This window comes from Bradyrhizobium sp. BR 1433 (assembly GCF_051547665.1).
GTDB lineage: Bacteria > Pseudomonadota > Alphaproteobacteria > Rhizobiales > Xanthobacteraceae > Bradyrhizobium > Bradyrhizobium australafricanum.
The window spans coordinates 528204-546228 of record NZ_JBPUGG010000001.1 but is presented as its reverse complement, the minus strand read 5'-3'; the positions used below and the strand labels follow the sequence as shown (position 1 = coordinate 546228).

Annotated in this window: 24 protein-coding genes and 3 pseudogenes; 16 read left to right on the top strand and 11 right to left on the bottom strand. The window is 62.5% G+C overall.

The window, feature by feature from the left end; all coding sequences use genetic code 11:
* Positions 1–581 precede the first annotated feature (581 nt).
* Together ACSKB9_RS02765 and ACSKB9_RS02760 are read left to right on the top strand one after the other, a co-directional pair.
* Positions 582–815, top strand: a pseudogene (locus tag ACSKB9_RS02765) (DnaA N-terminal domain-containing protein); the annotation flags it as partial.
* A 130-nt stretch (positions 816–945) separates the two neighbouring features.
* Positions 946–1302 (top strand): hypothetical protein, encoded by a 357-nt coding sequence (locus tag ACSKB9_RS02760; RefSeq protein WP_438071529.1) that lies wholly within the window; start codon positions 946–948, stop codon positions 1300–1302.
* A gap of 351 nt (positions 1303–1653) precedes the next feature.
* Here ACSKB9_RS02760 and ACSKB9_RS02755 read toward each other — a convergent pair.
* Positions 1654–1854 (bottom strand): annotated as a pseudogene (locus tag ACSKB9_RS02755) (hypothetical protein); the annotation flags it as partial.
* A gap of 362 nt (positions 1855–2216) precedes the next feature.
* On the opposite strand from ACSKB9_RS02755, the gene ACSKB9_RS02750 reads away from it, so the two are divergent.
* From ACSKB9_RS02750 to ACSKB9_RS02735, 4 genes are all read left to right on the top strand, one after another.
* Complete coding sequence (locus ACSKB9_RS02750; protein ID WP_438071528.1) at positions 2217–2501, top strand: hypothetical protein; 285 nt, start codon at positions 2217–2219, stop codon at positions 2499–2501.
* Between the two features lie 4 nt (positions 2502–2505).
* Positions 2506–2904, top strand: coding sequence for a hypothetical protein (locus ACSKB9_RS02745; RefSeq protein ID WP_438071526.1), 399 nt, complete (start codon positions 2506–2508; stop codon positions 2902–2904).
* The gene (locus ACSKB9_RS02740; RefSeq protein WP_438071524.1) at positions 2886–3578 is read left to right on the top strand and encodes a methyltransferase; all 693 of its coding nucleotides are present in this window, start codon (positions 2886–2888) and stop codon (positions 3576–3578) included. Before ACSKB9_RS02745 ends, ACSKB9_RS02740 begins: the two co-directional genes overlap by 19 nt.
* 763 nt (positions 3579–4341) lie before the next feature.
* Positions 4342–4473: a hypothetical protein gene (locus tag ACSKB9_RS02735; protein ID WP_256438746.1), complete on the top strand. Its 132-nt coding sequence runs from the start codon at positions 4342–4344 to the stop codon at positions 4471–4473.
* A gap of 362 nt (positions 4474–4835) precedes the next feature.
* Here the strand turns inward: ACSKB9_RS02735 and ACSKB9_RS02730 are convergent, their stop codons facing one another.
* The 3 genes from ACSKB9_RS02730 to ACSKB9_RS02720 all read right to left on the bottom strand — a co-directional run bounded on the left by ACSKB9_RS02730 (position 4836) and on the right by ACSKB9_RS02720 (position 6581).
* Positions 4836–5072 carry a hypothetical protein gene (locus ACSKB9_RS02730; protein ID WP_438071522.1) on the bottom strand — a complete coding sequence of 79 codons (237 nt, stop codon included), beginning with the start codon at positions 5070–5072 and terminating at the stop codon, positions 4836–4838.
* A 201-nt stretch (positions 5073–5273) separates the two neighbouring features.
* On the bottom strand, positions 5274–6179 hold the full coding sequence (locus tag ACSKB9_RS02725) for a ribonuclease Z (RefSeq protein WP_438071520.1): 906 nt from the start codon (positions 6177–6179) through the stop codon (positions 5274–5276).
* Between the two features lie 207 nt (positions 6180–6386).
* Positions 6387–6581, bottom strand: coding sequence for a hypothetical protein (locus tag ACSKB9_RS02720; protein ID WP_092083365.1), 195 nt, complete (start codon positions 6579–6581; stop codon positions 6387–6389).
* A 291-nt stretch (positions 6582–6872) separates the two neighbouring features.
* Between ACSKB9_RS02720 and ACSKB9_RS02715 the strand changes: the two genes are divergently transcribed.
* Positions 6873–7067 (top strand): hypothetical protein, encoded by a 195-nt coding sequence (locus tag ACSKB9_RS02715; protein WP_438071518.1) that lies wholly within the window; start codon positions 6873–6875, stop codon positions 7065–7067.
* Between the two features lie 39 nt (positions 7068–7106).
* On the opposite strand, the gene ACSKB9_RS02710 is transcribed toward ACSKB9_RS02715, so the two are convergent.
* The 3 genes from ACSKB9_RS02710 to ACSKB9_RS02700 all read right to left on the bottom strand — a co-directional run bounded on the left by ACSKB9_RS02710 (position 7107) and on the right by ACSKB9_RS02700 (position 8117).
* Positions 7107–7565, bottom strand: a complete 459-nt coding sequence (locus tag ACSKB9_RS02710) for a hypothetical protein (RefSeq protein ID WP_438071517.1) — start codon at positions 7563–7565, stop codon at positions 7107–7109.
* Positions 7566–7600: 35 nt separating this feature from the next.
* Positions 7601–7765 (bottom strand): hypothetical protein, encoded by a 165-nt coding sequence (locus ACSKB9_RS02705; RefSeq protein ID WP_016846117.1) that lies wholly within the window; start codon positions 7763–7765, stop codon positions 7601–7603.
* A 91-nt stretch (positions 7766–7856) separates the two neighbouring features.
* Positions 7857–8117 (bottom strand): DUF3551 domain-containing protein, encoded by a 261-nt coding sequence (locus tag ACSKB9_RS02700; RefSeq protein WP_028340725.1) that lies wholly within the window; start codon positions 8115–8117, stop codon positions 7857–7859.
* A 319-nt stretch (positions 8118–8436) separates the two neighbouring features.
* On the opposite strand from ACSKB9_RS02700, the gene ACSKB9_RS02695 reads away from it, so the two are divergent.
* Entirely contained in the window at positions 8437–9228 is a 792-nt protein-coding gene (locus ACSKB9_RS02695; protein ID WP_438071515.1) for a hypothetical protein, read from the top strand.
* A 156-nt stretch (positions 9229–9384) separates the two neighbouring features.
* Here the strand turns inward: ACSKB9_RS02695 and ACSKB9_RS02690 are convergent, their stop codons facing one another.
* On the bottom strand, positions 9385–10236 hold the full coding sequence (locus tag ACSKB9_RS02690; protein WP_076828940.1) for a 3-hydroxybutyryl-CoA dehydrogenase: 852 nt from the start codon (positions 10234–10236) through the stop codon (positions 9385–9387).
* Between the two features lie 579 nt (positions 10237–10815).
* Between ACSKB9_RS02690 and ACSKB9_RS02685 the strand changes: the two genes are divergently transcribed.
* The 7 genes and pseudogenes from ACSKB9_RS02685 to ACSKB9_RS02655 all read left to right on the top strand — a co-directional run bounded on the left by ACSKB9_RS02685 (position 10816) and on the right by ACSKB9_RS02655 (position 15009).
* On the top strand, positions 10816–10965 hold the full coding sequence (locus ACSKB9_RS02685) for a hypothetical protein (protein ID WP_167350391.1): 150 nt from the start codon (positions 10816–10818) through the stop codon (positions 10963–10965).
* A gap of 217 nt (positions 10966–11182) precedes the next feature.
* Complete coding sequence (locus tag ACSKB9_RS02680) at positions 11183–11398, top strand: hypothetical protein (RefSeq protein WP_438071513.1); 216 nt, start codon at positions 11183–11185, stop codon at positions 11396–11398.
* A 128-nt stretch (positions 11399–11526) separates the two neighbouring features.
* Entirely contained in the window at positions 11527–11784 is a 258-nt protein-coding gene (locus ACSKB9_RS02675; RefSeq protein ID WP_141340404.1) for a hypothetical protein, read from the top strand.
* 164 nt (positions 11785–11948) lie between these two features.
* Positions 11949–13237, top strand: a pseudogene (locus ACSKB9_RS02670) (hemolysin family protein).
* Between the two features lie 121 nt (positions 13238–13358).
* The gene (locus ACSKB9_RS02665; RefSeq protein WP_018271570.1) at positions 13359–13958 is read left to right on the top strand and encodes a formyltransferase family protein; all 600 of its coding nucleotides are present in this window, start codon (positions 13359–13361) and stop codon (positions 13956–13958) included.
* Between the two features lie 192 nt (positions 13959–14150).
* Positions 14151–14510 (top strand): hypothetical protein, encoded by a 360-nt coding sequence (locus ACSKB9_RS02660; protein ID WP_076828571.1) that lies wholly within the window; start codon positions 14151–14153, stop codon positions 14508–14510.
* A 121-nt stretch (positions 14511–14631) separates the two neighbouring features.
* Positions 14632–15009, top strand: a complete 378-nt coding sequence (locus ACSKB9_RS02655) for a hypothetical protein (protein WP_092083473.1) — start codon at positions 14632–14634, stop codon at positions 15007–15009.
* A 93-nt stretch (positions 15010–15102) separates the two neighbouring features.
* Here the strand turns inward: ACSKB9_RS02655 and ACSKB9_RS02650 are convergent, their stop codons facing one another.
* Positions 15103–15501 carry a RidA family protein gene (locus ACSKB9_RS02650; RefSeq protein ID WP_092083474.1) on the bottom strand — a complete coding sequence of 133 codons (399 nt, stop codon included), beginning with the start codon at positions 15499–15501 and terminating at the stop codon, positions 15103–15105.
* 232 nt (positions 15502–15733) lie between these two features.
* Between ACSKB9_RS02650 and ACSKB9_RS02645 the strand changes: the two genes are divergently transcribed.
* Complete coding sequence (locus tag ACSKB9_RS02645; RefSeq protein WP_438071510.1) at positions 15734–16609, top strand: DMT family transporter; 876 nt, start codon at positions 15734–15736, stop codon at positions 16607–16609.
* Between the two features lie 86 nt (positions 16610–16695).
* Here the strand turns inward: ACSKB9_RS02645 and ACSKB9_RS02640 are convergent, their stop codons facing one another.
* Complete coding sequence (locus tag ACSKB9_RS02640) at positions 16696–16935, bottom strand: BrnA antitoxin family protein (RefSeq protein WP_050400483.1); 240 nt, start codon at positions 16933–16935, stop codon at positions 16696–16698.
* An 18-nt stretch (positions 16936–16953) separates the two neighbouring features.
* Entirely contained in the window at positions 16954–17928 is a 975-nt protein-coding gene (gene cysK, locus ACSKB9_RS02635; RefSeq protein WP_438071508.1) for a cysteine synthase A, read from the bottom strand.
* Positions 17929–18025: the final 97 nt, after the last annotated feature.

The following is an 18025-nucleotide window of genomic DNA, read 5'->3' as shown; positions in this document are numbered from 1 at the left end:
TATACTGCATCCGGCTGATCTCGCTCAACCAAACGGTCTGGATGCGCAATTGCCTGTCTCGGTAAAGAATGCGCGTCCGATGGAGAGCACGCCATGTACCCCTGCCGGTGCCGTGTTCCGCCCGATCGGCAGCCTGATTTCTTATGGCACGTATATCTTTTTACCGAAATCGTTCACGATCGCGGTGTTGACGGTTGGTTGCCGGTAACGTGTCGAACGAAATCGGCTCGGCAGCACCTTGAAGAAGAGTTTGGAGCGATCGTCGAATGAGCCCGTTATCGCCCACAGTTCGCTCGGCAAAGAGATCAGAAACAATTCATATCATTGAAATGATTGAATAAAGTGTCCAGGCGATTCTTCTTTCGTCATGGGACCCAATTCAACCCTGCCGAAGCGCAATTCCAGTTTTGCGCTCCACGATTGATTTTGCGCGGTAAGAGCCACTACTATCCCGGTCGCAGGCAGGTACACTCATGGCTACTCCAACTCGGAAGTCCCTTGAAGGCGTGAGCGTCGATCAAGCACTGAGCTTGGTTGAGAAGTTAAGCGTTAAGTTTAAATCCGATGAACTCGATCGAGCGGTGCGCGCGAGCGTTGGCGACGACGTTTACTTGAACTGGTCTCTAGATCTCGAAAGCGTGCAAGACGAGAGCGTACGCTTGTCAGTTCCCACTCGGTTTCTGAAGAGCTGGATCCAAGAACATTATGCCGATCGCGTACTAACCATTTGGCAGACCGAGATGCCCGAGGTGCCTCGTTTGGACCTCACAGTACGCTCCGCGAAAGAACGTGCCATTGGCGTGCAGACCACCGCTAGTCAGGCTAACGAAGAAGATTTGCGGGAGGTGAAAAAGGAAGTTCTCAAAATACTGCAAGCCGACCAACTTGACACATCTGAGGGTCATCTCGCCTATGTGCGAGATCGCCTCAAATCGGTGGCTGCCGATGTTCAGTCGTGAAAAGATTCAGAAGACAGCGCAAGAGATCGCTGATCACCTGCGGCTGACAGACCACATCAAGGGGTTGCAGCAAGCACAGAAGGAAATGGCAGACGCAATTGCATCCCTCGGCGACCGCATAAAAAATCTTGAAACGGAACTTCGCGTAATCAAAGCGGAGACCAAGCTCGAAGCCGTCAGAGAGACACAACAAGTTCTGAACTCAGTACAAGGAGCTTTCCACGATAAGCTCACCGAGATCGCAGTCCGCATCTCTCATATCGAATCGTCAACAGGGTCCAAGGCGGCGTTGATTGATCGTGCGAAGCGCGGACGCACGGACGGCGAATTGCCGTCGGCTTGACCTCCTCATCAGTTTGGTTGACGGCAAGCGCTTCTCGCTGCGGCTGTTGCTGTCGGCATTGCCGCTATGCCCTAGGCGCCTAAAGAAACAGATAAGGTACAGGCCCGTGACCTGACGGCTTAGCTGCCAGCCAACCTGGTGGCAGCCACGGCGGAAATCGGTTTACAAACCCCCTCCTCTTAATGCCCGTTATCGCCATATTTGCCGCTGAGATTGTAAACTCGGATCGTTGAAATGATTGATGAAAATGCTAAAACACTCTTTCTTTTAATCATGGGGTCGAGGGTTCGAGTCCTCCGCGCTCACCAAACAAATTCTGTCCAGCCCGGAGACATGGGTAACAGGTCGTACCTAAGACATGGGTGACAACCTCGTGCCGAACGGGTTGTCGAGGGGTTGCAGGGTTTTCTGCTTCAGGTCGAAGTATCCCAAATCATCGTGCATGAAGCTGACGAGCCAAATGCCGCCGTCGACTTCCTTGATGTGTTGGCCGGCCAGCACGGTGGCGATGTTGATCCGCTTGCGGTGCAGGCAAAGCCGCCCGACACTTGATGGAGCACGCGAGAGCATTCGAGCGATCCAGGCGGCCCACGCGAGCGGGACGTTCGCGCGGATTCTCCAGCCTGGGAAAGACCTATTCGCCTGGGCTGTCCCATACATCCGGAGTACCTCATCCAGTGGAGCTAAGGCCACGAGCCCTTGGCGTTTCGCACGCGCCAATATCCATCGGGAATTTGCACTTCCTTCCTGGGGCTAGGCCGGCGCTACCCGCATGCATTTCAAGCGGACGGCGTCGGGTGTTCTCGCCATGCGGATGATCGACCAAGTGCCGAAAGAAGCTTGGGATAGCATCTGCCCGGCTCCTCCAAGGTCGGGCGCCCATTCCAAGGCGAAGCACCCGAGGACGATCTCAAATGGAAACGGCCACGCTTCTATCGGTTCTCCGCGAGCGGAACGTCAGAGTATGGGTCGAAGGGGACCGCCTGAAGTGCAGCGCCCCCGCTGGCGCGCTTGACGCAGAGTTGCGCGCGACACTGGCCGACCGAAAGCAAGAACTGCTCGCCTGGCTTCGGCAGGCGGAGGCGCTGAAGAGCGGTCCGGCCGAACTCCCTGCCGATCGAGCGCGAGGACGGGACAAGAGCGCTCCTGCCGACAATTTCCAGGGAGGTTCCGTTGCCGATAATCCCGGCACGGCGTGAACGCATGAGCCGTTTCGTCAAGGAGCTCCGGAGTTGCGGTTACGACCTCGCAAGCTGTGCCAAACGTCTTGAGGTCCTTCCTCGCCTCGGCGTCAATTTCTGGCAAAGAATGCGAATGTCTTGGACTCCTCGGAAGAGCGATCCGATCGACAATCTCATTACGCTCTTCATCGATGGCCAGCCGGTGAGTGCAGACGTTATCGCGAAGCAGATTTCGTCGTTCTTTGTCGATGCTGCGCTCGAAATGAGATTGGCTGAAAAAAACGGCGACTTGTTGCAGTCGAACTTCTGTTTGTTCCCATGCTATGGGAAATATCTGGTCACCGATCAAGCAGAGAAGAATACCGCAATCAACCAAGTCATGTGGTTGTGGGAGAGAGCTTCATGCTCGGCGGCTTTGTGAAGAGGATTCCCCGCAGGCGCGCCATTGATCTCGGAACAGGCTCCGGAGTGCACGCTATTCTGGCAAGCGACCATTCTGCGACAGTAGTGGGCGCAGACGTCAGTCCACGCGCCATCGCATTCTCCAACTTCAATGCAGCGCTAAACGAAAAGAGCAACATCGATTTTGTTGCAAGCGATCTCTTCGATTCGATCGACGGGACATGTGATCTGCTGGTATGTAATCCTCCTTACGCACCGGACACGGCCGCCAAGGCGAGCGATAATTTTTGGAGCGGTGGAATAGAAGGCACTGAGCTTCTGCGGAGGGTCGTCGAGGCTCTTCCCACGAGGTTGGATGCGGACGGAACAGCCTACATCAATGCTCTGTTTCCGAATCCTCCAGGAACGAAAATCAGGGATCATTTCGATGCTTGGCTTGAAGGCAATCTCACGGAGTGGGATGTGCTGGATCACACCTGGCCTGTGCCGGGATATCAAGATTTGTTCTCCGAGCAGCCATTCCAAGGTGATATGAGCGCGTGGCGCTTTGGCGTGGTGAGTATGCGTCGATCGCGGATTGGCCGGGGTTGGTGGAAGGAAGTCGCAGGCAATGGCCTGTTTTTTCGAGAGGACGGAAGTTGCAGCGTAATCGCTGATCACGATGCCTACGAGTCACCTGCTGGAATATCGTAGGACACGCGGAACACAGCATCACTCGCGGCAGACGTCCGCCATGGCCTCCTCGTCCAGAAGACGGGCGACAAAGCGACGGCGCACTTCCATCACCGAACTTGCTTTCCACGGCATCACACCTCCCGCACAACAAAAGCGGAAAGTGTAACCCATGTGCCCGGTACGGACTGTCACCTATGTCTCGGGCCGCTGAAACCATTTGAGCCAAGTAGTCAGCCTTCCAAACATTCGCGAAATTTCCGTGTGGCAGTGACATCGCTCTCGTGGTGTTTGGAAGCCGGCCCGGGCCCTGGCGCCGGCTCTTCTTCTTAGTTTTTGTGTGAACCAAACCACAGTTGTTCGGCGTGATCTTTAGTAGGTTTTCGGCGCTGAGGATTTCAGGGCCCAGAGGCTGGAAGAACAGGGCGTCGCCGGGACAAACCATTTCGGGCCCGGCGGCGTATTTTTTCGGGACGGTCAGAATTCCAAGACCAGACGCATCCGGACGCCAACGGCTCGTTGCTCTCCCTGTCGCAGTCATCACGTTCGGCGTCGCGGGCGTCGAGCCTGCCTGCGGTTCTCCGGACCGGTCGGCGGCGCGTGTATTCCGGCATGAGCCTTGCTCTTTAGGTGGCGCAGGAAATTTCAGTGTCCCGGTTCAGGAACAAGCTGTCACCGGATGTGTCTTTTGGAGACGAGCAGCTGAATTCATTGGGAGGTATCGTTGAGATACGCAGCGCCCCTACAGTCAAGGTTTGTCGTTCGGAGAGGAAGCACCGACTGGATGGTCTATGATCGAGAGCTCAAGGGTCCAGCGCAGTTGAAGAAAGACGGCCACTTCGCCGAGAAGCTGACGAAGGAACAGGCCGAACACATCAAGCAGGCCTTGACTGACGCCCTGAAGCCCGAGCCGTAGGCAGAGCTGGATCGAATACCCCGATCGGTGGCGACACAAACCGCGAACAGATGACATCTGTGTTACCTCGTAAGGTATATGAACAGAGTTGGGCAAAGCGAACGAGGCGCGGCAAAATGGCGGCGCATCGGTGGAGCAAATTAGGCCCTTGCGGAATTCAGCTTTGGCCACGGGACGTTCTGAGCGGGCCAGCGTCGCCGTTGGAGGGAACGATCGGGGAACAGCTCAAGGCAGATCGAAAGCCGCCCCGCCTCACAAAGGTTACCCCCGCGCCGAGGCGGAGCGCGACGCATGACGGCGCAAGCGCGCCGTTCGGCGCACAATTCGGAGCGAACATTCGGAACGCTGCTGGAGTTCGGCCGTCAAGATAACGGCAGTTCACCCTGACCGCCTGTCCAGTCGATGATATCGAGCTGCAGCCCTCGCTTCAGCATCTCGGCCTCGAGGCTGCCGGCATGCCGTTTCCACTCGGGCGTCGCGCGGACGCGGAATTTTGGCTCTTCGCCGGCGACCTCGAATTCGTCGTCGGCCCTGAGCGCACCGCGGACGGCTTCGTACATCATCTTCAGGCTGGCGTCGGTGAAGGCGCCGTAGTCCATCGGTCGTCTCCCTTGGCACTGTGAGACGCAAAAAGCCGCCACGTAGTCACTCGTGGCGGCCTTCTGCTAGCGGCCCATCCAGACGGCCTGAAACGACGTTGCGTGAGTCGGGTTAATGAAGCGTTGCTGGTACGGCACCGGCACGCGTTCACAGACACCCTCGACAGCGTTACTCCACCGGGATCGTGGAGGCCGCCGCACTCAGATCGCGACGCGATCGAAGTCGACGGCTATCCGGCTGTTCGGGAAAGTCCTCGTCGCCTCCGCCAGAATGTCCTCGTCCGGGTAGCGGCCGGAGATGTGGGTGAGCACGAGCTGCTTGACCCCGCTCCGCGCTGCGAGCGCGGCGGCTTCGCTGGCCGTCAAATGCCCGTAGTCGCGCGCGATGGCCGCGTCGCGCTCGAGAAACGTCGCTTCGATCACCAGCACGTCGGCGTCCCTGACGTGTTCGGCCAGCCCGTCGGTTGTTTCAGCATCACCGACAATGACGAGCTTCTTTCGTCCTTGGGCCGGGCCAAGCACCTGCTCCGGGTCGACGGTGCGACCGTCGTCCAGCTTCACCTGCCGCCCCTCCGCCAGCTCCCGGCGAACCGGCCCATCAGGCACGCGCAGCGCCAGAAGCCGGTCCGGGAGGAGATGCCGGCGTATCGCGCTCTGAAACGAGAAGGCGAAGCTGTCCGTATCCCGGTGGCGGACGGGAAAGCAATCGACGGTGAATTCGCCGGCGTCGAGGACTCGCCCCTCGCTCAACGGCACCAGATCAAGCGGGATCGGCGCTCTGCCCTCGCCCCATAGGCCCGCCAGCATGCGGACGACGACATCGAGCGTGCCGGCTCCGGCATGAATCGTCATCGCATCCGAACTTTGCCGCAACCGGAGGGTCGAAAACAGCCCGGGGATGCCGAGCACATGATCGAAATGCCCGTGGGTCAGCAGCAGGTGATCAAGCCGGCGAAAGCCGGCGCCACTCCGCAGCAGCTGGCGCTGCGTTCCCTCGCCGCAATCGACCAGAATACGACTGCCGGCTGCCTCGACGAGAATGCCCGGGTGATTGCGCTCGGGAGACGGCACGCTTGCCGACGTTCCCAGAAAAGTCAGCGAGAACATCGCAGCACCTCGCCTTCCGACTGCCGACGGCGCCATGCCGCCGGGATCGCGCAATCTGATGGCAGCGTCGCCCGATGTGTTCAAGCACTTCGATGCCGACGACGGTAGACCTGAAGCCGGCGGCTTTCAGGGGCAGACCATATCCGCGCCATCGGGATCGGTCGTCGTGACCGGCGCACGCAGCGCCCTCGTAACGCCCTCAACCGGTCACGGCCTCAAGCATCGAAACAGCTGCGCGAGCGCGGTGTTGGCGGATTGCGCGCGCCGTTCGACGATTTCAGCCGCAGCGGCGTAGTTGCGCGCTAGGATCTGGAGCGCGCGGCGGGCATCCGGCAGCGTGGATTGCTCCGCCATCTCCAGGCACTGATGCTCGAAATATCTGAGCTCCTCAAGTTCGGTCATTCGCGAATCGTCCGATCGGGTCCTACATTTTCGAACTCAGTGCGCCAGCGCCCTAGTGAAAGTTTGGCAAGTTTGTTGCGGGGGCCGCGCAATCTGGTCGGAGTGTTTCTGGACGCAGGATTTGATGATCACCGCTCCGTGACCGATGCGAGGGTGAGCCGCGCGGATCGACAAGCGCATGCAATCGTCTCACAATGCGGCGGGCTCGCTTGGCGAGCCTCGGAACACACGCGGTTGGTGCGGTATCGAATTGGCTTTGTTGGACCGATGAGGAAACGCGATTGGGCTTTCGTGGCGGCCTGTGTGGCAGGCGCGCTGTTGTTCGGCGTCTGGAGTTTCCAGATGGGTATCGCGTTCCATCGATCCCAGCACGCCGCGACCGACCTCTCCAGTTCGCATCGGCGGAGCCAGGACGGCGCGTCCGCGCACAGCCCGGCCCGGCCGAAGGCGGACGACGGCGACCAGCAGGCCGGGCAGCCGCGATAGGCGCCGCGATCGCGTTCGTCACCGCCACATCGCGTCGGACTAGGCCCAAGCCAGGCCTGCCATGCCGGCGGCGCCATCGTCATCTGCCTTCGCATGCGTGAGCTGCCTGCGGCGCGGACTGTCCTTGGCACGACGGTGACGAACGCCAAACCTGTGCAGCGCCATCGGCACATGCCGCATCACGCCGCGGACGAGATCGATGGCCTGCCTGACGACGGCCACCACCGTCGCAACGCGGGTAAAGAAGCCGATCAGGAAGATCATCGAGAAGATGTCGATATAGGCCAGCACATCGCCAACCAGCATCAGCTCGGGAGGAAGCGGAATCCGGTGCCAATAGGCGCCGATCACGATCGCAACCGGGATCAGCGCGATCAGCTTCCGCAACGTCAGCCGATCGAGCAAGGCGGCGAGCTCAACGACCAGGATCTGCCACAGCCAATCGCCAAGCGCGGCCGGCTTGTCGATCGTCCAAGTCTGCCACAAACGCTGCCACATCGCCGCTCCGCCTCCCCTTGCGCGCATTACCGGCGCTACGGCTTCGACGACGCCTCGCTGCCGCTGCCCTCGTCTGCGGCGCCCTGCGCATCAGCCGGGTCGGCCGATGGAAAAATGCGCTCATAGTTCGCACGCGCCTCGCGGATCAGACGCGCACGCTCGCGTTCGGACTTCGAGATGAACCTGATGATCTCGCCCATATTCGCTCCAAGGCAGAAAAAATGATCCGACCGTCAGCTATGCAACCATCGTGCCCGACGGTCGCATGGCCGGCCGACCTCGTCGCGCCGCTCAGCGGAACGCCCGCGGCGCCATCCGCTGCTGGCTGAAGGCAACGCGCGGATTGATGCCGCAATAGGCGTCGCGGCCCGACGCGGATGCCTGGCACTGCTGATAGGTCTGGTAGCCGCAATAGCCGGGATATCCCTCCTGCCGGCCCTGGATGCACCAGGGATACTCATAGGGATCGGCCGCCGCAGGCGACGCGGAACCGACAATCCAGCTCGTTCCGAGCGCCGCGAACGCCAGAATTGCCCAATTCGTCCTGCGCATGATCGTGTTTCCTTGCTCCATCGGCTCCCAACCGCTGATCTAGGTACGCCCGCAGGATCTGCGAGGTTTCCGGCCACCGCCTCAAGAAGCTGTGACGATGGTTCAAAACCCAGTCGCGGCATCGAGAGGACCGGCTGACCGGTCCTCGGCCAGCCCCTCCGTCCACTGGGGGTCCAGAACGCATGTAGTTAACCGGCGCCTAATCGGAGATGCGCGGTTGAAAAGTACGACGTAAGCGCGCCGCAAGGCGGCTGCCCTAGTCTCCCGCCCGGCTCAATGGACGACGACACCGGAGAGGCTCGTCGCACGGGGGATAATCATGCGCAGCGCGCTCATTGCTTCAATGATCCTGTCACTTGCGGCCGGAGCGGCCGTTGCCGGACCACGAACGTCGGGGCCGTCGGAGGCAGCACCGAGCAGCGTCGAGAAATATCGCGGCTACGCCTTCGATCTCTCCGAGAACGCCGACCGCAAGGACGTCACCAGCATCGCCGACATGGTTCGCCGCCAGCTCGACGTCGTGGAAACCGCAGGCTTCAGCCCGAAGGTGCTGCAGTTCTTCCATCGCGTGCCGATCGTTGCGAGCGAGATGGCGTGTCTCGACGAAGGCGCGGCAGCGGCCTGCTATGGCTTGACGCCGCCGGAATGGGACCGCGGCACGACGCGCGACGTCACCATCTGGGATCACGACAAGCAGCAATGGACCAATTCGGATCCGCTCGCGCTTGCGCTCGATTCCGGCATCGGCATCATCAGGCTGCGTCCGAACATGATGCGTTACGCGAAGGAGCCGGTGCTGCTGCACGAATTCCTTCACGCCTATCACGCGCGGCTGATGCCGAACGGCTTTGAGAACAAGGGCATCAAGGGCTTCCTCAGCCAGGCCAAATCGAAGGAGCTGTTCGCCAAGGAGGCCTATGCGCTGAAGAACCAGCAGGAGTTCTTCGCGGTGACGGCGAGCATCTTCCTGGCCGGCAAGGATTCCGAGCACGAACCCTATACGCGCGCCACGCTCAAGGAGAAGATGCCGGACTACTACAAGTATCTCGTCGGCCTGTTCGGCGCCGATCCCGAGGAAACCGGCGTCACGCCGGTCGCATCGGCCAACTGAGCCCGGTATCCCACAAAAAAACGAGGCCCGGTGTGCCTAGGAGACCGGGCCTCGTTTCTGATGTCCCCCGCCTCGTGGCGGATCAGGTCTTGTCGTTACGCGACCTTGTCCGCGCGATCCATCCCGGATGATTACGGGGTCAGGCGCGCGCCGGCCTCACTTGCTGTAGCTGTAGAACCCCTGCCCGGTCTTGCGGCCGAGATGGCCGGCATCGACCATCTCCTTCAGCAGCGGCGCCGGCCGGTACTTGGGGTCGTTGAAGCCGGTGTAGAACACCTCCATCACCGACAGCATCGTGTCGAGCCCGATCAGATCGGCGAGCGCGAGCGGGCCGATCGGATGATTGCAGCCGAGCTTCATGCCGGCATCGATCTCCTCGGCGGTGGCAATGCCTTCCTGCAGCGCGAAGATCGCCTCGTTGATCATCGGGCACAGGATGCGGTTCACCGCAAAGCCGGGGCTGTTCTTCGCCGTGATCGCCACCTTGCCGACCCGCTTGGCGAACGCTTCGGCCTTGGCGACGGTGTCGTCCGAGGTCTGCAGGCCCCGGATCAATTCGAGCAGCGCCATCACCGGCACCGGATTGAAGAAATGCATCCCGATGAAGCGGTCGGGACGATCGGTCGAGGCTGCAAGGCGGGTGATCGAGATCGACGAGGTGTTGGTTGCGACCAGTGCGCTCGGCTTCAGCCCCGCACAGAGATCCTTCAGGATCTTGACCTTCAGCTCCTCGTTCTCAGTCGCGGCTTCGATCACCAGATCGCAGGCGGCGAGCTTGGCCTTGTCCGTGGTCGCATTGATGCGCCCGAGCGTCGCGTCGCGATCGGCCGCGGTCATCTTCTCCTTGGCGACCAGCCGATCGAGACTGCTCCCGACCGTCTTCAGGCCGCGCTGGACCGCCGCGTCGGAGATATCAACCATGGTCACGCCAAGGCCTGCCGCGGCGCAGACCTGCGCGATGCCGTTGCCCATGGTCCCGGCGCCGATAATGCCAACCGTCTCAATCATCGCGTTCGTCCCTCGTCGCTTGCGCGGCCGTGCGGCCGCATCGTCAAAAACGGCGGACCGGAGGGGTCCGCGGATGGCGCATGAATAGCAGCCCGGCCGCACGGCCGATACAGCGGAGGCTGGTATTCCGATGAGGTCTATTCGGGGCGTGGCGGGACAGGCCGCCGTGGCGGAACAGCTGGCCGCGGCGGCGATAGGGTGCGCGGTGGTTCGGCCGCGCGCGACGGTTCGAGCACGCGGTTAAGTCGGACGATCCACCAGGCCAGCCGCCCGTAGCTGCGGCGCAGCGCCGATCCAAATCCCTCGTCGATGTCCTGGTCACGATCCATACCCCTATCATTAACGTGCATCCTTGAAGGAACGGTGAGCGCCATCAGGTGCTGCGCCGGCAATCGTTAGGAACCTGGCAACTATCTCGCGCAAGCCTCGGTTGACGGCGTGGGCGCCGGTAATCTCCCGGATTGCGTGCGGGAGACCTTGCGCCGCAGCATCGCCATGCCGGTGCGACTCGCATTTTGTTGATCGAATTTTCCGCGGCGCGCCGCGACACAAGGACATTAAACGACGAGGGCTATGCCCATGCTTTCTGAAAAATTCTTTTTGGTGCTCGAGACATTGCTCAACGGCCAGACCCATTCCGACGGAAGCCCCCGCGTGGTGAGCACCGCGCCCCACATCCCGGTCGAGCTTCCGCGCGAAGGCCAGCCGAAACGCAGCCCTTCCCGCTAGGCCGCTTGCTGGCGGCAGATGGTCGCCAAGGCCGAGCTGGAGTTTCAGTCGCCGCGGCCACGTTGCTGCGGAATGCTGATCGCGACGTTTGCCTCCGCCAGTTGGCCCGTCGTGACGCACGAAGCCATTGGCCGGAGCGACCCTCCGCTCGTGATCCAGCTCATAGTTGGTGAAGCCGGGCCGCGCTACACCGCTCCCGCAACGACGTGGTGCCGCCGTGGACGACAGGACCGACAGCAAGACCGATTTCGAAAGCATCGCGGTCGCAATCTGCGTCGCCGCCTACATCGCGATCATGCTGGCCTATCTCGCCCAATACGATCTCGGCCTGACCGCCGCGCAGACGCGTCATCTCTCGATGCTCGCAGCGCTGTTCCTCGCGCTGCCGGTCGCGCTGGAATTGCTGCGCACCGGGCCCGGCGACGCTCGCTGACGCGGGCACGAACACGCCTGCCGCCTCCGATCTCCCCTGCCGCAAACGCGCCTGCGCAACATAGCGCTAGGTGAAGCGACGCGAATCAGCGTTACTTTGCAACTGATCGCTTCGTGGGATTTGGCGGCATGACCCAGCCCGACGTGTTTGATCAGAAGGTTCTGGATCAGAACATTCGCGAACTGCAGGAATGGCTGCGCAAGGCCTGGCAGCAACTCGCGGACCCCTCGCTCACCGCCTTCTCCCGCCGCGAATTGCGCAACCAGATGAAGCAATGCAACGCCGATTTGCGCGTGCAACTGCAAGCCGCCTCCAAACGAATGCTGATGCAGCCCGCCTCATCGGGCAGGAGGTTCGCCAAGCCGCCGCTGCGGATCCTCGCCTAGGCATGAGGCCAGCGCGCCAAAATGCCGCGATCTCCTGCTGCATGCTGGCCATACGCACCCTCTGCTTGTGCAGGGACGTCCGACAAGGCACAGCAAAACCGCTCCGGTATGCCTATATTGGGCGTCGTGTAGCGGCCAACGCCGCCAATGTTTCAGGGACTCCCGTGTTATATCTGGAACTTGCGATCGTGGCGGTCTTGATCGTCGTCAACGGTCTGTTGTCGATGTCGGAGCTCGCGATCGTCTCCTCGCGCCCCGCGCGCCTTGCGGCGCTGGTCGAACGAGGCGTCAGCGGTTCGCGCCGCGCACTTGCACTGGCCTCCGATCCCGGCAAGTTCCTCTCCACGGTGCAGATCGGCATCACGCTGATCGGCGTGCTGTCGGGCGCCTTCTCGGCGCAACGCTCGGCCAGCGGCTCTCGCAATGGCTGTTCGAGCTTGGACTGCCGGCGAACGTCGCGGACGCTGCCGGTGTCGCCATTGTCGTCGGCGTGATCACCTATGCCTCGCTGATCGTCGGCGAGCTGGTGCCGAAGCAGATCGCATTGCGCGATCCCGAGTCGATCGCGGTCAAGGTCGCTCCGGCCATGACCATGATGGCGCGGCTGTCGCTGCCGCTGGTGTGGCTGCTCGACCGTTCCGGCAAGCTGCTGCTGTGGGTGCTCGGCCATCGCGAGGATGCACAGGACCGCGTCAGCGAGGACGAGATCAAGACGCTGGTGGTGGAGGCCGAGAACGCCGGTGTGCTCGAGCCCGGCGAAAAGGAGATGATCGCCGGCGTGATGCGGCTCGGCGATCTGCCGGTCGGGGCAGTGATGACGCCGCGCCACGAGGTCAGCCTGATCGACCTCGCCGCCCCCGCGGCCGAGATCCTGGCGACGCTGCAAAAGAGCAGTCACTCGCGCTGCGTGGTGTTCGACGGCAACCGCGATCACGCGCTCGGCATCGTGCAGGCCAAGGACGTGCTCGACGTCTACCTCGCGGGCCAGACGCCCGACATCCGCGCGCTCACGCGCGATGCGCCGATCATTCCGGAGACCGTCGACGCCCGCGACGTGGTCGCGATCCTGCGCGACTCCAGAGTGCATATCGGCCTCGTCCACGACGAGTACGGCACCTTCCAGGGCGTCGTCACCAGCGCCGACATCCTCGAGGCCATCGTCGGCGCCTTCCACACCGAGGAAGGCCCGGCCGAGCCTGCCTATGTCCGGCGCGCCGACGGCTCGTATCTGATCTCCGGCTGGATGCCGGCGCTGGAATTCAGCGAGCTGCTCGGCATCACACTGCCCTCGCCGCGGCCCTACCAGACCGCGGCCGGCTTCCTGCTGCATGAATTCGGCGCGATCCCCGATGTCGGCGCGAAAACCGCCGCGCAGGGCTGGGAATTCGAGATCGTCGACCTCGACGGCCGGCGCATCGACAAGGTTCTGGCCAGCAAGCAGCCGGCGGCCTGACATTTGCCACCCGGCCGTCCTGTTGATAAGCGGCAAGACAGCGAAACAGGCCGCCGCGGTGTGCTATCGGCATAGCGGCGGCCCGAGCAATCCCCGAGTAAACCCCACGGAATAGATCCCCATGCGCATTACCCTTGTCGGTTCCCGCCATTTCGGCGTGACGACCCTGAACATGCTGCGCGAACACCACGTCACGCTGGTCAGGGTGGTCGTCCATGACGGCGAGGACCGGCTGGCGGCAGCAGCCAGGGCGGCCGGCATCGAAGTCGTTGTCCAGGCCGATCCAAAGCTGGTGACGGCCGCCGAGATCGCGCCGGACACCGACCTGATCGTGACCGCCCACAGCCACGCCCGGGTCAGCAGGGAGGCGCTTGCCGCGTCCAGGCTCGGCGGCATCGGATACCACCCGTCGCTGCTGCCGCGCCACCGCGGCATCGCGGCGGTGGAATGGACCATCAAGGAGGGCGATCCGATCGCCGGCGGCAGCATCTATCACCTCGCCGACCGCATGGACGCCGGCGCGATCGCCGCGCAAGACTGGGTGTTCGTCAAGAAAGGCGAGACCGCCCGCGAGCTGTGGGAGCGCGCGCTGGCGCCGCTCGGTTTGCGTCTGCTCGCCCAGGTCATCGACTACGGCAAGGTCAACGGCTCGCTGCCGGCCAAGGTCCAGGATGAGCAGTTTGCGACCAAGGCGCCGAATCTGAGCCCTGGCAAACACTAACCCGAGCAGAGTATATGAATACCTCGTTCGAAAAACCCATCCCCGGATTTTCCGTTCCTGACCCGGAACCGAATTCACCATGATGTGTTTGAGTTCACAGGAACATTTGGGAACTCCCGCGACGCAGCAAATTTTGAACACATTGTGACAGGATAAGCCGCGTCATCACACGAAATGACAGGGATTTGATTCATGCGTTCGATCCGCATTCGCGACCTGATTTTGGTCACTTCGGTCGCTTCGGCTGCCGCCCTCACCGCTGCTCCCGTATCCGCTCAGCAGCCTTATGACGGGCTTTGGAACGTCACCGTCGTCACCAAGACCGGCAGCTGCGAACCGTCGCAGAGCTCGACCGTGACCGTCGCTGAAGGAAAGATCTCGGCACAGGGCGCGGCGATCTCCGGCACCGTCGGCAGCGGGGGACTTGTGCGAGTCTCGATCAATGGTGCATATGCGAACGGACAACTCAGTGGCAACTCCGGATCGGGGAAGTGGAATGGGGCATCAGCTGGCGTACCGTGCAGCGGCCGATGGGAAGCGTCCCGTCAGTAAGATCACCAGCCTGTCAAGTTTCTTTGCCATCGCGCGGCGGCCAGCATTTGCAGCCGCCGCGTTTTTTGTGATCGCACTCGCAAGCACCGCGGGCCATGCCCAGTCCGGCCCGTTCGCCGGCATGGCGGGCACCTGGTCGGGCGCCGGCTCGGTCACACTGGACGATGGCTCCAGCGAGCGCATCCGCTGCCGTGCCACCTATCACGTCGGTGGGCCCCGCATGACCATGAGCCTCACTTGCGCAAGCGACGCCTACAAGTTCAACCTGGCGGCCGATGTGCAGGCCGAAGGCAGCGTGGTCAGCGGCAATTGGAGCGAGTCCAGCCGCAATGTCAGCGGCTCGTTGCAGGGTCGCGGCGGCGGCGGCAACTTCCAGGTCGTTGCCAGCGCTCCCGGCTTCAATGCCGATATCTCGATGCGCACCAGCGGCAACAAGCAGGCGGTCACGATCAGGGCTGACAGCCAGTTCCGCGGCGCCAGCATCACGCTGTCAAAGTAATCGATCCGCGCTCCAACGTGGAAAGCCCTCGGGTCATCCCCGAGGGCTTTTTGTTTGGCTGAGCGGCAATTCCTCGCGTGCGCCCCAGCGGTGCTACGCCGCAGGCACGAATGCCGTGACCTCGATCTCGACCTTGGCGCGCTGATCGACCAGCCCGCCGATATAGAGCAACGTCGACGGCGGGAAATTGCGCCCGAGCGTCTCCTTCCACGCCGCGCCAATACCGGCGCCCGCGGCCTCATATTCGCTGCGGCTGGTCAGGTACCAGGTCAGGCGGACGATGTGCTCAGGGCCGGCACCGGCCTCATTCAACAGCTTGATGATGCGCTTCAACGCGGTGCCGACCTGGGCGGCCATCTCGGGGGCGTAGTCGCCCTTCTCGTCGCCGCCGGTCTGCCCCGCCAGCACGATCCACTTGCCGGGCGCGTCGAACGCGACACCGTGCGAGAAGCCGCGGGGTTTCGACCATTCGGCCGGTTGCAAGACGCGCATGAGCAGATCCTCCTTTTTGGCGTTCGTCATTCCGGGATGGCTCGCAGAGCCAGTCCCGGAATCTCGAGATCCCGGGTTCGCCCGTTTCACGTGCGCCCCGGGATGACAGCGTAGTCGATGCGGCTTAGCAGAGATCGCGTGGGTGACGCATCACCGCGCAGACGGAATTGCGCGTTGCAAATTCATGGCAGCTCGCCGATACCGGGCATCCCTCCTCCGCTCGTTCCCCGTCATGGACCGCACGCCCTCAAAGACCCGCGCAGCACTGTGGATGTCCGGCTGGCTCGCGCTGATGCTGATCGTGGCGGTGGCCGGCCGCGAGGCGACGCGCGAGGTCAACGTCTTCCAGCTGATGACCGTTCGCGGCGTGCTCGGCTTCGCGATGCTCTATCCGCTGATCCACATGAATGGCGGGTTTGCGATCGTGAAGACGGCACGGGTGCACGTCCATATCGCGCGCAACCTGATCCATTTCTGCGCGCAGCTCGGCTGGTTCTTTGCGCTGACATTGATCCCGATCGGCCAGGTGGTCGCGATCGAGTTCACGATGCCGATCTGGACCGCGATCCTTGCGGCGAGCTTTCTCGGCGAGCGGATGACGCGGTGGAAGATCGTCGCGATCGTGCTTGGTCTGGTCGGCGTGTTCGTGATCGTGCGGCCGACGGCCGGCGCGATCAATCCGGGCCAGCTGATCGCGCTCGCCGCGGCGGTCGGCTTCGGCATCTCGGTCACCGTGGTCAAGTCGCTGACGCGGACCGAGCAGACGCTGACGATCATGTTCTGGATGCTGGTGGTGCAATCGCTCGCGAGCATCGGGCCTGCGCTCTATGTGTGGACCTGGCCGCCGCTCTCGACCTGGGGCTGGCTCGCCGTGATCGCGTTCTGCGGCACGTTCTCGCACTATTGCATGGCACGCGCCCTGCTCCACGCCGACGCGACTGTCGTGATCCCGATGGATTTCGTCCGCGTGCCGCTGACGGCGATCGCCGGTTGGCTGATCTATGCCGAAAGGCTCGATGTTTACACGGTGCTCGGCGCGGCCATGATCCTGGCCGGCAACCTCATGAACCTGAAACCGACCGCAAGGAAGCCGGCGCGCGCGAGGTGACGCTCGCGTCGCGCCGCAGCCAGCGCGGCCGCGCCCGCCAGCCAAAGCCCGGGGATCGTCCCGGGCCTCCCGGTTTCGAAAGCGTGTTACTTTCCGGCGGCCTTGCGCAGCGCCGCGTTGATGCGATCCTGCCAGCCGGGGCCGCCCTCCTGGAAATATTCCAGCACGTCCTGATCGATCCTCAGCGTGACCTGCTCACGCACGCCGGGGACAGCGACAGTCTTTGGCACCGCGTCCGCGACCTTGGTGGTGGCGCGCTTGAACGCCGCCTCGGCTTCGCTGCGGGCATCGTTCAGGGTTCGCGGTCGCCTCGGCTGGTCAGCCATATGCTGGATTCCTGTGTCTCAAATTCCTTCAAACAGTACCGTCGAGAGATAGCGCTCCGAGAACGACGGCACAATCGCCAGAATGGTTTTGCCGGCCGCTTCCGGCCGCTTGCCGATCTGCAGGGCGGCTGCGATCGCGGCACCCGACGAGATACCGCCGGGAATGCCTTCGTTGCGCGCCAGCTCGCGCGCAGTCTCGATCGCAGTCGCGCTGTTGACCTTGACGATCTCGTCGATCACGGAGCGGTCGAGGATGTCAGGGATGAAGCCTGCGCCGATGCCCTGGATCTTGTGCGGCGTGTGCTGGCCACCCGACAGCACCGGGCTCTCTTCCGGCTCGACCGCGACAACGCGCAATGACGGCTTGCGCGGCTTCAGCACCTGGCCAACGCCGGTGATGGTGCCACCGGTGCCAACGCCGGCGACGAAGTAATCGATGCTGCCGCCGGTGTCGTTCCAGATCTCCTCGGCGGTGGTGCGGCGATGGATCTCGGGATTGGCGAGGTTCTTGAACTGCTGCGGCATGACAGCGTTGGGCGTCGTGCGCACCAATTCTTCCGCGGTCGCGATCGAGCCCTTCATGCCCTGCGCGGCCGGGGTCAGCACAATCTCCGCGCCGAGAAAGGCCAGCATCCGCCGTCGCTCGATCGACATCGATTCCGGCATGACGAGCTTGAGCCGATAGCCGCGCGAGGCCGCGACATAGGCAAGCGCAATCCCGGTGTTGCCCGAGGTCGGCTCGATCAGCACGGTGTCGGCGTTGATGATGCCGGCCTTCTCCATCGCCACGATCATCGCCGCACCGATGCGGTCTTTCACGCTGGCCGCCGGATTGAAGTATTCCAGCTTGGCGAGGATCGTCGCGTTGACGCCAGCCGCCTGCGGCAATCTACGCAGCCGCACGATTGGCGTAGAGCCGATCGCATCGACGATGGAGTCAAAGACGCGGCCGCGTCCGGGTTGCACTGCACTCGTTGTCGACGGCGCGTCCATCAAGCGGCTCCTGTAGCGGATGTGCTGGGAATATGCGGTCTTGTCTCATTAGAAGCAGCGCACCATGGCGCGCAAGTGAGAAACCGCCGCAATGCGA

Coding starts and splice junctions, on each gene's coding strand:
- ACSKB9_RS02760 (WP_438071529.1), top strand. CDS start 946: ATGTTCAGTCGTGAAAAGATTCAGAAGACAGCGCAAGAGATCGCTGAT.
- ACSKB9_RS02750 (WP_438071528.1), top strand. CDS start 2,217: ATGGAAACGGCCACGCTTCTATCGGTTCTCCGCGAGCGGAACGTCAGA.
- ACSKB9_RS02745 (WP_438071526.1), top strand. CDS start 2,506: ATGAGCCGTTTCGTCAAGGAGCTCCGGAGTTGCGGTTACGACCTCGCA.
- ACSKB9_RS02740 (WP_438071524.1), top strand. CDS start 2,886: ATGCTCGGCGGCTTTGTGAAGAGGATTCCCCGCAGGCGCGCCATTGAT.
- ACSKB9_RS02735 (WP_256438746.1), top strand. CDS start 4,342: ATGGTCTATGATCGAGAGCTCAAGGGTCCAGCGCAGTTGAAGAAAGAC.
- ACSKB9_RS02730 (WP_438071522.1), bottom strand. CDS start 5,072: ATGGACTACGGCGCCTTCACCGACGCCAGCCTGAAGATGATGTACGAA.
- ACSKB9_RS02725 (WP_438071520.1), bottom strand. CDS start 6,179: ATGTTCTCGCTGACTTTTCTGGGAACGTCGGCAAGCGTGCCGTCTCCC.
- ACSKB9_RS02720 (WP_092083365.1), bottom strand. CDS start 6,581: ATGACCGAACTTGAGGAGCTCAGATATTTCGAGCATCAGTGCCTGGAG.
- ACSKB9_RS02710 (WP_438071517.1), bottom strand. CDS start 7,565: ATGTGGCAGCGTTTGTGGCAGACTTGGACGATCGACAAGCCGGCCGCG.
- ACSKB9_RS02705 (WP_016846117.1), bottom strand. CDS start 7,765: ATGGGCGAGATCATCAGGTTCATCTCGAAGTCCGAACGCGAGCGTGCG.
- ACSKB9_RS02700 (WP_028340725.1), bottom strand. CDS start 8,117: ATGCGCAGGACGAATTGGGCAATTCTGGCGTTCGCGGCGCTCGGAACG.
- ACSKB9_RS02695 (WP_438071515.1), top strand. CDS start 8,437: ATGCGCAGCGCGCTCATTGCTTCAATGATCCTGTCACTTGCGGCCGGA.
- ACSKB9_RS02690 (WP_076828940.1), bottom strand. CDS start 10,236: ATGATTGAGACGGTTGGCATTATCGGCGCCGGGACCATGGGCAACGGC.
- ACSKB9_RS02685 (WP_167350391.1), top strand. CDS start 10,816: ATGCTTTCTGAAAAATTCTTTTTGGTGCTCGAGACATTGCTCAACGGC.
- ACSKB9_RS02675 (WP_141340404.1), top strand. CDS start 11,527: ATGACCCAGCCCGACGTGTTTGATCAGAAGGTTCTGGATCAGAACATT.
- ACSKB9_RS02665 (WP_018271570.1), top strand. CDS start 13,359: ATGCGCATTACCCTTGTCGGTTCCCGCCATTTCGGCGTGACGACCCTG.
- ACSKB9_RS02660 (WP_076828571.1), top strand. CDS start 14,151: ATGCGTTCGATCCGCATTCGCGACCTGATTTTGGTCACTTCGGTCGCT.
- ACSKB9_RS02655 (WP_092083473.1), top strand. CDS start 14,632: ATGGCGGGCACCTGGTCGGGCGCCGGCTCGGTCACACTGGACGATGGC.
- ACSKB9_RS02650 (WP_092083474.1), bottom strand. CDS start 15,501: ATGCGCGTCTTGCAACCGGCCGAATGGTCGAAACCCCGCGGCTTCTCG.
- ACSKB9_RS02645 (WP_438071510.1), top strand. CDS start 15,734: ATGGACCGCACGCCCTCAAAGACCCGCGCAGCACTGTGGATGTCCGGC.
- ACSKB9_RS02640 (WP_050400483.1), bottom strand. CDS start 16,935: ATGGCTGACCAGCCGAGGCGACCGCGAACCCTGAACGATGCCCGCAGC.
- cysK (WP_438071508.1), bottom strand. CDS start 17,928: ATGGACGCGCCGTCGACAACGAGTGCAGTGCAACCCGGACGCGGCCGC.